Below are 15,057 nucleotides of genomic sequence, written 5' to 3'. Positions count from 1 at the left end.
CCGAGGCCGCCGGTGCCCGGCTGGGCGAGGTCGGATCGCAGCGCCCGGAGACGTACTCGATGGCGCGTTACCGCGGACGCCACCGCGCACCCAGCACCGCCGGGCGGACCATCGCCCGCACCGCACTGGCCGGCGCCGTCGCCGGAGCCCCGCTCATCGGCACGGCCACGCCGGCGTTCGCAGCCTCGGACGCGACGTGGGACCGGCTGGCCCAGTGCGAGAGCGGTGGCAAGTGGACCACCAACACCGGCAACGGCTTCTTCGGCGGCCTGCAGTTCACCCCGAGCACGTGGAAGGCGTACGGCGGTACGGGCTCGGCGCACACCGCCAGCCGCGAGCAGCAGATCGCGGTCGCCGAGCGGGTGCTGGCCGGTCAGGGCTGGGGCGCGTGGCCGTCCTGCTCGCGCAAGATCGGTGCCACCGGCAAGGCCGAGCCGAACAAGCGGGTGCTGGCGAAGTCGACCCCGGTGGCCCCGAAGGCCGCCCCCGCAGCGCCGACGATCGGCGACTACGTCGTCCAGCGCGGGGACACCCTCGGCCGGATCGCGGCGGCGAAGGGGATCAAGGGCGGCTGGCAGGAGATCGTGGCGAAGAACCCCGGTCTCGCGGCGGCACCCGACCGGATCGTCACGGGCCAGCACATCACGCTGTAGGCCTCCGGGACACGGCCGCCGCCAGCTGCTCCGGCGTGTCGACGTCGTCGGGTGTCGCGATGTCGCCGCACTCCACCAGCTCCAGCTGCGGGTGGCCCCTCAGGTATCCGCGCGCGCCCGCGTCGCCGTGGGCCTGGGCGCTCACCCCGGCCCAGTGGTCGCGGCCGAGCAGCACGGGGTGGCCGGGCCGTCCGGTGAACGCGGCGCGCCGCAGGCTCGTCGCGGTGGCGCCGGCCGCCAGCCGTGCCACGGCGGCCGCCGGGATGCCCGGCAGGTCCACCAGGTGCACCACGGCCGCGTCCGGGACGGGCTGAAGTGCGGCGAGGGCGGCGAGGCCGGCGCGGACCGATGCGCCCATGCCTTCCGACCAGTCAGGCGCCTCGACCGCCCGCGCGTCGGCCGGGAGCAGGGGGCGGACCTCGTCCGCTGCCGCCCCCAGCACCACCAGCAGGGGCGTCGCGCCGCCGTCGGCGAGCGCCCGCAGCGCACGCCGGACCAGCGGCTCGCCGTCGAGCTCGACGAGCGCCTTCGGCCGGCCCATCCGGCGCCCGGCGCCGGCCGCGAGGAGCAGCCCTGCGACTACTTGTTCAGCTCCGTGACGGGGTGCTCATACGGCACCGTGTCGAGCGGGAACTGGACGTCGCCGAATGGGGAGAGCGAGCCCTGGGCATCGCTCGCGAGCTCGCTGACGGGGTGCTCACCGTCGGGCAGCTCCGGCCACGTCGGGTCGATGCGCCCGGGCTTCAACTGCTTGGCCACTCGTCCTCCTGGTGCGGGGTCCTGACCCGCAGTATCGCGTACCGCAGCGGCTACCGTTGAGGGTGATGCCCACCTCCCTGGTCGACTGGCTGCGCGCGCAGGACGACACCGTGCTCGCAGCCGTGCTGCGGCTGCGTCCTGACCTGAGCGTGCCGCCGCCCGCCGACCTCACGGTGCTGGCCACGCGGGCTGCGGTGCGCGCGTCGGTGCACCGCGCGTGCGACGACCTGGACCGCGTGTCGCTGGCCGTGCTGGAGGCGCTGGTCCTCGCCGACGCCGACAGCGCCGCCGTCCCCCGGGCCGAGGTGGCGCGCCTGCTCGGGCCTGACGTGCCCGCAACGGCCCTCACGCGGGCGCTGGCGGCCCTGCGGGAGCGCGTACTGGTCTGGGGCCCGGACGCCGAGCTGCAGCTCGTCCCGGCCGCGCGGGACGTGGTGCCGCGCCATCCCGGCGGTCTGGGCCGGGTGGCGCAGGGCCCGGCCGGCTCGTCCGCGCTGCCGGAGCTGCTGGCCGCCGTCGACGAGGAGGAGCGCCGGGTGCTCGACGCGCTCGCCGCCGGCCCGCCGATCGGGCGTTCGCGGGCCGACCGGGACGGGCCCGTCGCCCGGCTCGTCGCCAAGGGCCTGCTGCTGCGCGTCGACCCGGAGACGGTGGAGCTGCCCCGCCAGGTCGGGCTCGCGCTGCGCGGGGACCGTCCGATGGGCGTGCTGGACGTCGCACCGCCGGGGCTGGAGCCGCGCGACCGGGGCGTCGACGTCGTCGACCGCACGGCCGGCGGCGCGGTGCTCGAGGTGCTCCGCCGCGTCGAGAAGCTCCTGGAGTTCTGGGGACGCACGCCCCCGCCCGTGCTGCGCTCCGGCGGCCTGGGCGTGCGGGAGCTTCGGCGCACCGCCCGCGAGATGGACGCCGACGAGGCCGTCGCCGCGCTGCTGATCGAGGTGGCGACCGGCGCCGACCTGATCGCCGCGACCGACGCCGTGGCGCCGGAGTGGGTGCCCACCACCGTCGTCGACGAGTGGGCGCTCGGCGGGCCGGAGATGCGCTGGTCCGTGCTCGCCCGGGCATGGCTGGACCTGCCCCGCCAGCCGGGCCTGGTCGGCACGAAGGACGACCAGGGCCGTCCCGTCGGGGTGCTCTCCGACGGGGTTCGGCGGCCGACCGCGCCGCGCGACCGACGCCGCGTGCTGGCCGGCCTCGCCGAGCTGTCGCCCGGCAGCGCCCCCGGATCGCCGGAGGCACTGGCCCGGCTGCTGGCGTGGCGGGCGCCGCGCCGCGGTGGCCGGCTGCGCGACGACGCCGTCGCCTGGACGCTCGCCGAGGCGACGGTGCTCGGCATCGTCGCCCTCGACGCGCTGACGTCACCGGGGCGGGCACTGCTCGACGGCGAGGGCGTCGTGCCGGCCGTCCGCGCGGCCCTGCCCGAGCCCGTCGACCACGTCCTGCTGCAGGCCGACCTCACCGCGGTCGCCCCCGGCCCGCTCGCCACCGACCTCGCCCACGAGCTGGAACTGGTCGCGCAGGTCGAGTCGTCCGGCGGTGCGACCGTGTTCCGGTTCACCGAGGACACCATCCGCCGCGCCCTCGACGCCGGCCGCACTCGCGAGGACCTGCACGAGCTGCTCGCCACGCGCTCGGCCACGCCCGTCCCGCAGGGACTCACCTACCTCGTCGACGACGTGGCGCGCCGGCACGGCCGCCTGCGCGCCGGCAACGCGGCATCCTTCTTGCGCTCCGAGGACGAGATCCTCATCGCTGAGGTGCTGGCCAACCCGGTCGCGCCGAGCCTGGAGCTGCGCCGGATCGCGCCGACCGTCGCCGTCAGCCCGTTGCCGCTGATCGAGCTCATGGCGGGGCTGCGCGAGGCCGGGTTCACCCCCACCGCCGAGGACACCGGCGGCGTCGTGCTCGACCTGACCGACCGCGGCCGCCGCACCGCCCCCCGCCGGCGTGCCTCCGACCGCGGCGCGCCGCGCGAACCCGGCACCGAGCAGATCGCCGCGCTCATCTCCCGGATGCGGGCAGGCGAGGCACTCGTCGGGATGCGCCGCGGTGCCGAGGCCTACGCCAACGGCTCCACCCTCGACCTGCTGCGCCTCGCCGCGGCGCAGAACCGCAGCGTCTGGATCGGGTTCGTCGACGGCCACGGGGTGGCCGGCGAGCGAGTGCTGGAACCCACGAGCGTCGGCGGCGGGGTGGTGGAGGGCCGCGACAGCGTGCACGGCGGCGTCCACCGCGTCCCGCTGCACCGGATCACGAGCATCTCGCTGGTGGAGAGCTGAGGGGCCCGCTCACGCACACCGTCGTGTGCCCGCGCACACTGCCCAGCATGTGCGCGAGCGCCTCACGCTGTGCGTGAGCCGAGTTCCTGGGCGGCCAGCAGCTCGTCGCCGTGCTCCAACGTCCAGCGGCCCATCGCCTGGAGCGGGCCGTCGACCAGGCTCGTGCCCAACGCCGTCAGGGCGTAGTCGACGCGCGGTGGCGCGCCGCCGCGACGGGTACGGGCCACGAGGCCGTTCGCGAGCAGCCGGCGCAGGCTCTCGGTGAGCACCTTGTCGCTGATCCCCCCGATCGCGGTGAGCAGCTCGGCGCGCCGCCGCGGGCCGTCGGCCAGTGCGGCCAGCAGCACCGGGTCCCAGCGGTGCAGGAACAGGTCGGTGGTCGCCCGCAGGCGACAGTCCGCGATCAGCTCGACGCAGTCGTCCATCGTCTCCTACCGATCGGTGCGCATCGACTTTCCTACCGTAGCCGGCATGCGGATCGGAGTGCTGGGAACGGGAAACCTGGGTGTCGCGCTGGGTGCGGCATGGACGCGGGCTGGACACGAGGTGCTGGTGGCGGGCCGGTCGGCCGAGCGGGCGGAAGCTGCGGCGGAGCAGATCGGCGGGCGGGCCGTCGCGCCACGGGATGCGGTGCGCGATCGCGACGCCCTGCTGGTCGCGGTGACGTGGACGGGCCTGCCCGAGATGCTGCGGCTGGCCGGCGCCCACGAGGGAACGCTGGCCGGGGTACCGCTGATCGATCCGACGAACGCCGTCGAGCACGGCGTCGGCGAGCTGCTGACCAGCGACGGCCGGGCCATCGCCGAGCACGTCGCGGACTGGGCGCCCGGCGCGCACGTCGTGAAGGCCTTCCACCTCTTCCCGGCCGAGCAGTGGCAGCCGGGCTCGGGCCCCGTCGCCGTCACGATGGCCGGCGACGATCCCGCTGCGCTCGACGTCGTCGGCGAGCTGGTGCGCGACGCCGGCGGCGACCCGGTGGTGCTGGGCCCGTTGCGGCGGGCCCGGCAGCTCGAGGAGGTCGGCGGGTTCGTGATCGGCATGGTGTTCGCCGGCCACGACCCGCACACGGCCCTGCCGGCGCTTCCGCCGGAGCTGCTGGCCGACCTCAGCGCGCGCCGGCCGCCATCCGCGCCTGCATCGCGTGCTCCACGAGCGTGATCAGGGTCTGCTTCGTGGAATCGCGATGCCGGGCGTCGCAGCTGACGATCGGGATGGACGAGTCGATCGACATCGCCTCGCGGACGTCCTCGATGCGGTGCTGGAGCACGCCGTCGAAGCAGTTCAGGCCGACGATGTAGGGCAGCCCGCGGTCCTCGAAGAAGTCGATCGCGGCGAACGAGTCGGCGAGCCGGCGCGTGTCGACGAGGACGACGGCGCCGATCGCGCCGCGCACCAGGTCGTCCCACATGAACCAGAACCGGTGCTGGCCGGGCGTGCCGAACAGGTACAGGATCAGGTCGGCGTCGAGGGAGACGCGACCGAAGTCCATCGCCACCGTGGTGGTGCGCTTGTTGGGGGTCGCCGACAGGTCGTCGTGACCCGCGCTCGCCTCGGTCATCACCGCTTCGGTCGTCAGCGGCATGATCTCGGAGACCGAGCCGACGAACGTCGTCTTGCCGACGCCGAACCCACCGGCCACGACGATCTTCGCCGATATCGTGGCCCGCGTCGCGATCTCGCGCGGCGGACCCACGCGCATCGGATAGCTAGAGTCGACGGAGTCCACTCAACACCCTTTCCATCAGGGCCATGTCCGGCGTGCTGCCGGTACTGCCGGAGGTCTGGTGGACGGTCACCACGCCCAGGCCCGCCATGTCGCCCAGCAACACGCGGGCGACACCGAGGGGCAACTTCATCAGGGCGGCGACCTCGGCCACCGACCGTGTCTCTGCGCACAGCTCGGCCACCGCACGGTGCTCGACCTGCAACAGACCGATCTGGTCCCGGCCGCGCTGGCTGGTCGAGACGAGGGTCTCGATCGCCAGGTCCAGGCCGGACTTGGTGCGCCCGCGCGTCCACGTGTACGGACGCACGGCTGACGGCTCCGCCGGTTCCGGGTCCTCCACCACCGGGATCACCAGCGGTGTGGTCGGCGGTCCGACGTGCACCACAGGGTCGGGTGGGGAGGACGGGACGGGCTCGGGGGCCGGGGGCTGACCCGCACCGGGGTCCTGTCCGGGGTCGTCGCTGCCGCGGCGGCGGCCCCAACGTCGGCGGCGCGGGGAGCGACCGGCGTCGAAGCTGAACCCGTTCATGATGTCGGCGAAAGTCGGCTCCGTGACTGGCCGGTCGTCGTCGTTACCGGAGGTCATCGGACGTCACCTTCCTTCTGCCGGTCTCGTGCGGTCGGGGTTCTCGCGGGAGCCGGCACGGTGGCGCATCGTGCCAGTACCGGGGGCTCCATGGGAGGGGTCTTCGCTAGAAGCCGATCGAGCCCTGGAGTTCCGAGCGCAGCTCCGGGGTGAGCATCGCGCCGAGCCGTCCCACCAGGTTCACCATCTCGAACCCGACGAGGCCCAGGTCACAGTCCCGCGAGGCGAGCACGGCGAGGCTGGAACCGTCGCTGATCGACATGAGCAGGACGGTGCCGCCGTCCATCACGACCATCGTCTCGCGGACCTGCCCCGCCTCGAAGCAGCGCGCTGCTCCTGCGGTGAGGCTGACCAGACCGGACGCGACGGCGGCGAGCTGGTCGGCGCGATCGCGGGGCAGCCGCTCGGAAGCGGTGAGCAGCAGGCCGTCCGCGGACACGACGATCGCGTGCGCAACCCCTGGCGCGTCCCTGGTGAACTTGGTGATCGCCCAGCCGAGGTCACTCGGCTGCGTGCGGGGGGCTGTCATGAGGACTCCTCATCGTGATCACCCGGGTTGGGGCGGCCGGGGAAGCGATCGCTGGCACCGGACCGGTCTTGACCGGTTCGGCCCTGTTGTACACCGCGCTGGTAGGACGACAACCGCCCACGGATGTTGTCGGCACTGCGCCCGGCGGATGCCGGTGCCGCCAACACTGCCGAACCGGCGCTGCCGGGCACCAACCGGGCCCGTGGCCGGCGCTTCGGCAGGCCCGCGGAGGTGGTCTCCTCGGTCGTTCCGCTCGCCACGTCCTCGGCGACCCGCCAACCCTCGTCGGCGGGGCTGGCGAACCCGAGGTCCGCCGCGGGGGCGAGCTGCGGCTCCGGCCGTGCCTGCGGCTGGGGGTACGGCTGGGGCGCCGGCGCCGCCGGCCGCTCCTGCGGCTGCGCCGCGGGCGGGAACCCGTTGCCCGGTGCCGGCCGCGGGGTCGGCTTCGGCTGCGGGGCCTGCCACGAGCCGTTGCCGTTCTTGGGCGCCGGCTGCGGGTCGGTGTCCCAGGTGACCGGCACCGAACGGTTCGAGCGGAACCAGGCCGACGCGATCTCCTCGAAGATCGGCGTCGTCTCGCCGATGCCCGGCCCGTCGCTGCCGATCGGAACGGGCGTGACGGGCGGCGTCGGGACGGGCGTGACCGGCGGCGTCGGGACGGACGCGGCGAACAGCGCGCCACCCTCCGCCGGCGCACCGGCCCCGTTCCCGTTGGCGGCAGCCGCGGGCTGCTGGACGGCGGGTTGCGGCGCAGGCGCCGGCTGCTCGACCGGTTCGGCGGCGACCGGGGTCGGCTTCGGGGTGACGAGCGGCAGTGCCTCGGTGCGTCCGGCGTCGCCGTCGAACGCGGCCGGCTGGGCCGGTGCGGGCTGCTCGACCGGCGCGGCGGCCGCTGCCTCGGCGACGGGCTGCGGCGCCGTCGGCTGGGCCGGGATGCGCTGCGGCAGCGCTCCCATCGGCAGGGCGGCCTGCGGCGCAGCGACCGGCTCGTCGGCGGCCGGGACGGGACCGGCGGCATCCTCGGCGGCCGTCGAGGACTCGACCTCCGCCTCCGGGGCCTCGACCGCCTCCTCGACCTGTGCGGCCTCGGGCTCCGGCGCCTCGACCTCCGGCTGGCCGGCGTCGGCGCGCGGGGCGTCGAGCTGCGGTGCCTCGGCAGGTGCTGCCGTCGCCTCCGGCTGCTCGCCGTCCTGCTGGACGGGCGGCTGCGGCGCGTCCGGCTGGCGGGTCGGCAGTGGCTGCCGCGCGATCATCGGCAGCGGAGTGGTGGCCAGGCCCGGCTCGGACTCGGCGACCGGCTGCGGCGCAGCGGCGGGCGCCGGGCTCGCCTGCGGCGCGTCCGTGGGCTCCGCCGGGACGTTCGGGCCGGTGGGACGCCCGGTGCCGAACAGGCCCGCGAGGAACTGGCGAGGCGCCGTACGGCTCTGGGAGGGGCCGGCGAACGCGTCGGAACCGGTCGACTGGGGCTGCTGCGGCTGGGGCTGCTGCGCCGGCTGGGGACGGCGGCGGGGAAGGCCCGAGCCGGGTGTCTCCGGTGCCTGTTCCGGCCGGCCAGGCGCGTAGCGGCCCATGCCGTACTGCTCGGCGAGGGTGGGCCCGCTGGCCGGGGTGCGCCGCGGGAGCGGTGCCGGACCGTCGCTCGTCGGCTCCTCGGCCGGTGCCTCGGCGGCCGCCGGTGCCGGGCCGGCCACGGGCGCGCTCTCGGTGGGGCGCGGCTCGACGGCCGGGGCCTCGGCGCGCTGCTCCTCGGCGGCCCGGGTGCCGCGCCCGAACGCGGCGGCGGCACCGAACGCGGTCGCGCTCGCGGCGGCCCCGGCGATGGGGCCACCCCGCTCGGTGCGCTCCGTGCGCTCGGCGAACGGCTCCTCGGCCGGCTCGAAGGACTCGGCGGCCGGCTCGTCGGGGGTGGGCTCTTCGGAGTCCGGTCCGTCGACGGGCGGGACGTCGCCGGGCCCGTCGCCCCGCCGGGCGCGCAGCCGCTCCTCGGCCTCGCGGGCGGCGGCCTGGTCGGCCGCGGCCTGCGCCGCCGGGTCGTCGGGACGGCGCGGGGGGCCGCCGGGGTTCAGCGTGGAACCGGGCCGGCGGCTGGGCAGTGCCGGCGCCGAGGCGGCGGGCACGCCGTTGGTGGCGGGCGTGGCGAACAGCGAGCCGCTCGACGTGCCGTCGGTGCCCGCGACCAGCGCGGACAGCGATGCGGCGACGCCGTTGCCGTTGCTCGCCAGCTGCTGCGCCGGCAGCTCGGCCGCGGCCGGGACGGGCCGCGGCACGGGCCGGGCGTCGGCCTCGGACGGCTCGCTGGTCGGGATCAGCTCGGCCGGCACGGTGATGGTGGCCGTGACGCCGGCGTCGGGCGCGCCCGGCGACCCGGTGGCCAGCCGCACCGTGATGCCGTGGCGGTTGCTCAGCCGGCCGACCACGAACAGGCCCATCCGGCGCGACACGTTGAGGTCGACGGTGGTGGGCCCGGCCAGCTGGCTGTTGGCCTCGGCGAGCTCGTTCGGGACCATGCCGACACCGCGGTCGACGATCTCGACCACGACGGAGCCCTCCGGCGTGCGCGTGGTGGTCATGACCACCTGCGACGACGGCGGCGAGAAGTTCGTCGCGTTGTCGAGCAGCTCGGCCAGCAGGTGCACGACGTCGCTGGCGACGCGCCCCTGGACCGTGGCCGTGGGCGGCGTCTGCACCACGATCCGCTGGTACTGCTCGATCTCCGACACCGCGGCGCGCAGCACGTCGACCAGCGGCACGGGCGCGCTGTTGCGGCGCGTGAGGTTGGTGCCGGCGAGGACCAGCAGGTTCTCGCTGTTGCGCCGCATGCGGGTGGCGAGGTGGTCGAGCTGGAACAGGTTCGACAGCTGGTCGGCGTCCTGCTCGTTGGACTCGAGCTGCTCGATGAGCTGCAGCTGGCGCTCGACGAGCGCCTGGCTGCGGCGGGAGAGGTTCACGAACATCGAGCTGACGTTCGACTGCAGCGCGGCCTGCTCGGAGGCCAGCGACACGGCCTGGCCGTGGACCGCGTCGAACGCGCGGGCCACCTGGCCGACCTCGTCGGTGGTGTGCAGCGGGACCGGCACGACCGTCGGACGGGCGCCGGAACCGGACCGGATCGCGGCCACGGACTCGGGCAGCCGCCGGTTGGCGACGTCGAGCGCGGCGGCCCGCAGGGTGCGCAGCGAGCGCACCAGCACGCGCGCCACGAGGACGACGACGAGTGCGGCGAGCAGCAGCGCGAGCAGCAGGATCACGGACGAGATGCCGGCCGCGTTGCTGGCGTCGTTCTGCAGGGTGATGCCGGTGTTGGCGAGCTCGCCCCGCACGCCGCGCTCTGCCCGGTCCAGATCGGTGCGCAGGTCGGTGTACGTGCGGTCGAGGACGGCGCGGTCGATCGGCGGCGCGTCCGGCAGGTTGGCCAGCTGGCTGACGAGCTGCGCCCGCGTGGTCTCGACCGGGCCGGTGGTGAACTGGCCGAACGTGTCGAGCTGCCGCCGGTCCAGCGCGCTGGCGTACTGGCTGATCGCCTCCAGGTACCGCGCGTCGGCGCCCTGGACGAGCGCGACGTCGGGACGGGCCGGCACCGGGTTGCTCAGCGCGGCGATGGTGAGCGAGTGCTGGAGCGACGCCTCGTTGCGCGCCACGACGAGCGACCGCACGGCGAACGACAGTCCGGTGACCTCCGGCGAGACGATCTGCCGGCTCAGCGAGTCGGTGAGCCGCAGCAGCGGGTTCACGACCTCGTTGTAGCGGCCGACGATCGCGCCCGCGCCGAGCGCGCTGGTCTTGACCTGCGCGCGGATGTCGTTGAGCTTGCCGAGCCCGAGGCTGGCCTCGGCGCCCGCCTGCGTGGTGGCGTCGCTGCCGACGTCGAGCACGACCTGCTCGAGCGGCCCTGCGGTGCCGTCCACGGCGGAGGCCTGCTGGTCGTAGCGCGACAGGTCACCCTGCCGGTTCGCGGCCACGTAGCCCGCGGCGATCTCGCGCTCGGCCTCGAGCTGGCGCAGCAGCTCCGACACCTGCCCCTGCGCGGTGACGACCCGGTCGACCTTCGCGAGGTCGTTGGCCACGGCGGCCTGGTCGGCGATCCGCAGCACGCCCAGCACCAGCGCCAGTACCACCGGTACCAGCACCACGACGCCGAGCTTGACCCGGAGACTCCAGTTCTGCGGCTGCCACCACGAAGTCGGCGGTGGTGCGTCGGACCCGTCGGGCATTGTCACAACGACATCTCCAAGTCACGGCCTTCGGCACGGCAGCACCCGACCAGGGGCCGGTGCAGATCGGGAAGCATCACGTTTGGGGGGTCCGTGCTGTCGGGCTCGGTGTGGCCCGGGGAAGGGCCGGTGCACCAGGCGGTTTCCGGCCTGCGACACGCCGGAGGTCCCCGAACCAGGGCCGCCGCGCCGCATGCCGATACGATCGGATTTCTTCGTGTCGGTCGGGGGCTCGTGCGGCTTGGAGTCTAGTCATGCAGCTCCGCCGGGTGACAACGTCTCGCCCCCAGCGGGATCGCTGAACAGCGACGAGCCGTAGCCGGGCGGTAACCCGCCATACCAGCTCGGTGATCGACCGTCGCACCCCCGCGCGGCGAGCGCACCCGTCACGTGCGGTCAGTGGTCGGCGCAACCAGGGCCTTCGCCCGTCCGGGTGACGGGGCCGACCTCGTCGTCGACGGGGCCTCGACGCGACACTGCAATCATGGAGACATGACCGGCGGGCCCCTCATCGTCCAGAGCGACAAGACCCTGTTGCTCGACGTGGACCACCCGGCAGCGGCCGAGGCGCGGATGGCGATCGCCCCGTTCGCGGAGCTGGAGCGCGCTCCCGAGCACATGCACACCTACCGGGTCACCCCGCTCGCGCTGTGGAACGCCCGTGCCGCGGGTCACGACGCCGAGCAGGTCGTCGACGCGCTGATGCGGTTCTCCCGGTACGCGGTGCCGCAGCCGCTGCTGGTCGACGTCGTCGACACGATGGGCCGCTACGGGCGGCTCTCGCTCACCAACTCGCCCGTGCACGGGCTGGTCATGGTGTCGAACGACCGCGCGGTGCTCGAGGAGGTGCTGCGCCAGAAGAAGATCGCGCCGCTGCTCGGGGCCCGCATCGACGACGACACCGTCGTCGTCCACCCTTCGGAGCGCGGGCACCTCAAGCAGGCGCTGCTGAAGATCGGCTGGCCGGCCGAGGACGTCGCCGGTTACGTCGACGGCGAGGCGCACCCGATCGCGCTGGCCGAGGACGGCTGGACGCTGCGCGACTACCAGCGGCAGGCCGTCGAGGGGTTCTGGGCCGGCGGCTCCGGGGTGGTGGTGCTGCCCTGCGGTGCCGGCAAGACGCTCGTCGGGGCGGCCGCGATGGCGCAGGCGCAGGCCACGACGCTCATCCTGGTCACCAACACCGTCGCCGGCCGGCAGTGGAAGCGCGAGCTGGTGGCGCGCACGTCGCTCACGGAGGACGAGATCGGCGAGTACTCCGGCGAGCGCAAGGAGATCCGGCCGGTCACGATCGCGACGTACCAGGTCATCACCCGCAAGACCCGCGGCGAGTACAAGCACCTGGAGCTGTTCGACTCCCGCGACTGGGGTCTGGTGATCTACGACGAGGTGCACCTGCTGCCCGCGCCGGTTTTCCGCATGACCGCCGACCTGCAGTCGCGCCGCCGGCTCGGTCTCACCGCCACCCTCGTGCGCGAGGACGGGCGGGAGGGCGACGTGTTCTCCCTGATCGGGCCGAAGCGCTACGACGCGCCGTGGCGCGACATCGAGGACCAGGGCTGGATCGCGCCGGCCGAGTGCACCGAGGTCCGGGTCACGATGACCGAGAACGAGCGGATGGGCTACGCCATCGCCGACGCCGAGGAGCGCTACCGGCTCGCCGCCAGCGCGCACACGAAGATCGCGGTCGTCAAGGCGGTCCTGGAGCGGCACAAGGGCGAACCCGCCCTGGTCATCGGCGCCTACCTGGAGCAGCTCGAGGAGCTCGGCGAGGCGCTGGACGCGCCCGTCATCCAGGGCTCGACGAAGAACCGGGAGCGCGAGGCGCTGTTCGACCGGTTTCGGGCGGGGGAGATCCCGGTGCTCGTCGTGTCGAAGGTGGCGAACTTCTCGATCGACCTGCCGGAGGCCAGCGTCGCCGTGCAGGTGTCGGGGACGTTCGGGTCGCGCCAGGAGGAGGCGCAGCGCCTGGGCCGGTTGTTGCGGCCCAAGGGCGACGGGCGGCAGGCGCACTTCTACTCGGTCGTATCGCGTGACACGCTCGACACCGACTATGCCCAGCACCGCCAGCGGTTCCTCGCCGAACAGGGTTATGCGTACCGCATCGTGGACGCGGACGACCTGCTCGGACCGGCCCTGCCGGAGATCCCCTGAACGGTCGATGCCCGTGCGACACGGGGTGGTCGGTGCTGCGCCCCGATTCGATGTGCGGGATGCTTGCCGCAGGCTCGGGCGAAGGAGCGGAACCATCTCGTTGACGGCGTGGCTGGTCCTGGGCGGCGTGGTGTGGTGCCTCGCCGCCGTGGTCGTGGCCGTGGTGCTCGGGCGCATGGTTCGCCAGCGCGACCGGCAGCGGCCCGGTCAGCGGACGGTCGACGTGCCGGCGCAGCAGCGCCGGGAGCTCCCGTCGCTGGCGTCACGCCTGCTGCGCCGCCGCTGACCCTGCATCCGGGTGTGTTCCGCACCACGCGTGGTGTGCGATCGTCCGCGGATGGGGTCGAGCGAACGGTCCGCGCGGGAGCGGGCCGTCGAGCAGGAGCAGCTGCTCTCGTCACTTCTCGCGGAGCGTGACGGGCTGCTCGCCGTGCTCGACCGCGTGCTGGCCCTCGGCGGCACCGCGCACCTGATCCGGGACGCCGCGGGCGCCGACGCCGGGTTCGTCGCCGACGTCGAGGGCACCGACCAGGCGGTGATCCGCTGGCTGGCCGGCAACCGCACCAACTCGCTGCAGGACCTCGTGGTGCCGCGCGGGCAGGGCGTCGGGGGTCGGGTGCTGGCCAGTGGCGGGCCCGTCCGGGTCAACGACTACGTGAGCTCGTCGTCGATCACCCACCAGTTCGACGGCCAGGTCCAGCGCGAGGCGATGGGCGCGATGCTCGCCGTCCCGGTGCTGGACTCCGGCCGCACCGTCGCCGTCGCCTACGCGGCGCTGCGCGGGCCCGGCCGGTTCGGTGACGACGCGGTGGTGGCGATGCAGGCGGTGGCCCGCGACGCCGCGCAGGCGCTGCGGCTGGCCGACCGGGCCGCCGCGAGCCGCGACACCGCGGTGGCCGCGGAGCGCGCCCGCATGCAGACCTCGCTGCACGACTCGGTGGGCGCGATGCTGTTCTCGATCGGCGCCCAGGTGCGCGACCTGCGCATCACGCTGCCGGACAACCCGCTGCTGGCCAGCCGGCTGGGCCGCCTGGAGATGGACGTGTCGGCGGCGTCGCGGGCGCTGCGCGAGGCGCTGCTGTCGCTGTCGGACGCCACACCGGAGCGGGCGCTGCCCATCGAGCTGGCCGAGCACTGCCGCAGCTTCGAGGCCCGCACCGGCGTGAACTGCCGGTTCATCCAGCTCGGCGACGTCGCCCCGCTCGACCAGGAGCGCACCTCGCTGCTCATCGCGGCCGTCCGCGAAGGCCTGCTCAACGCGGAGAAGCACGCCGAGGCCAGCACCGTCGTGGTGAGCCTCGGCGAGCACGACGACGGCGTCGGGGTCGCCGTCGCCGACGACGGGCTGGTGCGCGAACCCGTGGTGGAACCGGCCGGCAGCGGGCTCGGGGTGCGGCTGCTGGCGGAGAAGGCGGCGCGCCTCGGCGGGCGCGTCAGCCTGGTGCACGACGAGGACGGCGGCTCGACGCTGCGCATGGTGCTGCCGACGCCGACGAGACAGCGGAGGACGCGATGACGGTGGCGCGGGTGATGGTGGTCGACGACCACCCGGTCGTCCGCGACGGGGTGGCGCTGCTGCTGCGCTCCGAGCCGGCGCTCGTCGTCGTCGGGTCGGCGGAGAGCGGGCGGGCCGCCATCGAGCGGGCTCCGGAGCTCGCCCCCGACCTCGTCCTGCTCGACCTGCGGCTGCCCGACATGCTCGCCCCCGAGGTCGTGACCGCGCTGCGCGGCGCCGTGCCCGCGGCGAAGGTCGTGGTGTTCACCGCGCACGGCGACCACGCCGGGGTCGCCGCCGCCCTCGACGCCGGCGCGCACGGCGCGCTCCTGAAGGACGCGGCCGCGACCGACCTCGTCGCGGCGCTGCGGCAGGTGCTGCGCGGCGAACGGGTCACCGACCCGCGGATCGTGCCGCGCGCCGCCGCCGACCCCGCCGCACTGGCCCGCAGCGGCCTCACCCGGCGCGAGTACGAGGTGCTGCGCCTGGCCGCGCAGGGCCGCACCAACCCGGAGATCGCCGAGACGACCGGACTGGCCCGCAACACGGTGAAGACCTACCTGCAGGGGGCGCTGCACAAGCTCGGCGCCCGCAACCGGGTGGAGGCCATCGGGAAGGCGGGGGAGGCGGGGCTGCTGTGACGCGCTCCCTGGCGGCCGCGGGCG

At 74.8% G+C, this 15,057-nt stretch carries 14 protein-coding genes; 7 read left to right on the top strand and 7 right to left on the bottom strand.

Annotated features, from left to right (window positions below; translation table 11 throughout):
- Positions 1-59: 59 nt before the first annotated feature.
- Complete coding sequence (locus ACQEVB_RS05155; protein WP_432965750.1) at positions 60-653, top strand: transglycosylase family protein; 594 nt, start codon at positions 60-62, stop codon at positions 651-653.
- On the opposite strand, the gene ACQEVB_RS05150 is transcribed toward ACQEVB_RS05155, so the two are convergent.
- Together ACQEVB_RS05150 and ACQEVB_RS05145 are read right to left on the bottom strand one after the other, a co-directional pair.
- On the bottom strand, positions 643-1,224 hold the full coding sequence (locus ACQEVB_RS05150; protein ID WP_432980152.1) for a nucleotidyltransferase family protein: 582 nt from the start codon (positions 1,222-1,224) through the stop codon (positions 643-645). The genes ACQEVB_RS05155 and ACQEVB_RS05150 overlap by 11 nt on opposite strands.
- Before the next feature lie 8 nt (positions 1,225-1,232).
- Complete coding sequence (locus ACQEVB_RS05145) at positions 1,233-1,412, bottom strand: hypothetical protein (RefSeq protein ID WP_432965747.1); 180 nt, start codon at positions 1,410-1,412, stop codon at positions 1,233-1,235.
- A gap of 65 nt (positions 1,413-1,477) precedes the next feature.
- Here ACQEVB_RS05145 and ACQEVB_RS05140 point away from each other — a divergent pair, with 65 nt between their 5' ends.
- Positions 1,478-3,691, top strand: a complete 2,214-nt coding sequence (locus tag ACQEVB_RS05140; protein ID WP_432965744.1) for a helicase-associated domain-containing protein — start codon at positions 1,478-1,480, stop codon at positions 3,689-3,691.
- Positions 3,692-3,753: 62 nt separating this feature from the next.
- Here the strand turns inward: ACQEVB_RS05140 and ACQEVB_RS05135 are convergent, their stop codons facing one another.
- Positions 3,754-4,116 (bottom strand): winged helix-turn-helix transcriptional regulator, encoded by a 363-nt coding sequence (locus ACQEVB_RS05135; protein ID WP_432965741.1) that lies wholly within the window; start codon positions 4,114-4,116, stop codon positions 3,754-3,756.
- 46 nt (positions 4,117-4,162) lie between these two features.
- Between ACQEVB_RS05135 and ACQEVB_RS05130 the strand changes: the two genes are divergently transcribed.
- Positions 4,163-4,849 (top strand): NADPH-dependent F420 reductase, encoded by a 687-nt coding sequence (locus tag ACQEVB_RS05130; RefSeq protein ID WP_432965738.1) that lies wholly within the window; start codon positions 4,163-4,165, stop codon positions 4,847-4,849.
- On the opposite strand, the gene ACQEVB_RS05125 is transcribed toward ACQEVB_RS05130, so the two are convergent.
- From ACQEVB_RS05125 to ACQEVB_RS05110, 4 genes are all read right to left on the bottom strand, one after another.
- Positions 4,797-5,390, bottom strand: a complete 594-nt coding sequence (locus ACQEVB_RS05125; protein WP_432965735.1) for a GTP-binding protein — start codon at positions 5,388-5,390, stop codon at positions 4,797-4,799. The two genes, ACQEVB_RS05130 and ACQEVB_RS05125, sit on opposite strands and share 53 nt — an antisense overlap.
- Before the next feature lie 7 nt (positions 5,391-5,397).
- Entirely contained in the window at positions 5,398-6,003 is a 606-nt protein-coding gene (locus ACQEVB_RS05120) for a DUF742 domain-containing protein (RefSeq protein ID WP_432965732.1), read from the bottom strand.
- Positions 6,004-6,109: 106 nt separating this feature from the next.
- A complete protein-coding gene (locus tag ACQEVB_RS05115) occupies positions 6,110-6,532 on the bottom strand; it encodes a roadblock/LC7 domain-containing protein (RefSeq protein ID WP_432965729.1) in 423 nt (140 codons plus the stop codon).
- A complete protein-coding gene (locus ACQEVB_RS05110) occupies positions 6,529-10,743 on the bottom strand; it encodes a nitrate- and nitrite sensing domain-containing protein (RefSeq protein ID WP_432965726.1) in 4,215 nt (1,404 codons plus the stop codon). Before ACQEVB_RS05110 ends, ACQEVB_RS05115 begins: the two co-directional genes overlap by 4 nt.
- Positions 10,744-11,235: 492 nt before the next feature.
- Between ACQEVB_RS05110 and ACQEVB_RS05105 the strand changes: the two genes are divergently transcribed.
- The 4 genes from ACQEVB_RS05105 (at position 11,236) to ACQEVB_RS05090 (ending at position 15,033) form a co-directional block, all read left to right on the top strand.
- Positions 11,236-12,897, top strand: coding sequence for a DNA repair helicase XPB (locus tag ACQEVB_RS05105; protein WP_432965723.1), 1,662 nt, complete (start codon positions 11,236-11,238; stop codon positions 12,895-12,897).
- Between the two features lie 100 nt (positions 12,898-12,997).
- Positions 12,998-13,183, top strand: a complete 186-nt coding sequence (locus tag ACQEVB_RS05100) for a hypothetical protein (RefSeq protein ID WP_432965720.1) — start codon at positions 12,998-13,000, stop codon at positions 13,181-13,183.
- A 51-nt stretch (positions 13,184-13,234) separates the two neighbouring features.
- Complete coding sequence (locus ACQEVB_RS05095) at positions 13,235-14,413, top strand: GAF domain-containing sensor histidine kinase (protein WP_432965717.1); 1,179 nt, start codon at positions 13,235-13,237, stop codon at positions 14,411-14,413.
- Positions 14,410-15,033 carry a response regulator gene (locus ACQEVB_RS05090; RefSeq protein ID WP_432965714.1) on the top strand — a complete coding sequence of 208 codons (624 nt, stop codon included), beginning with the start codon at positions 14,410-14,412 and terminating at the stop codon, positions 15,031-15,033. Before ACQEVB_RS05095 ends, ACQEVB_RS05090 begins: the two co-directional genes overlap by 4 nt.
- Positions 15,034-15,057: the final 24 nt, after the last annotated feature.

Source organism: Pseudonocardia sp. CA-107938 (assembly GCF_050936315.1).
Lineage (GTDB): Bacteria > Actinomycetota > Actinomycetes > Mycobacteriales > Pseudonocardiaceae > Pseudonocardia.
This window is presented reverse-complemented; position numbering and strand designations above follow the sequence as displayed.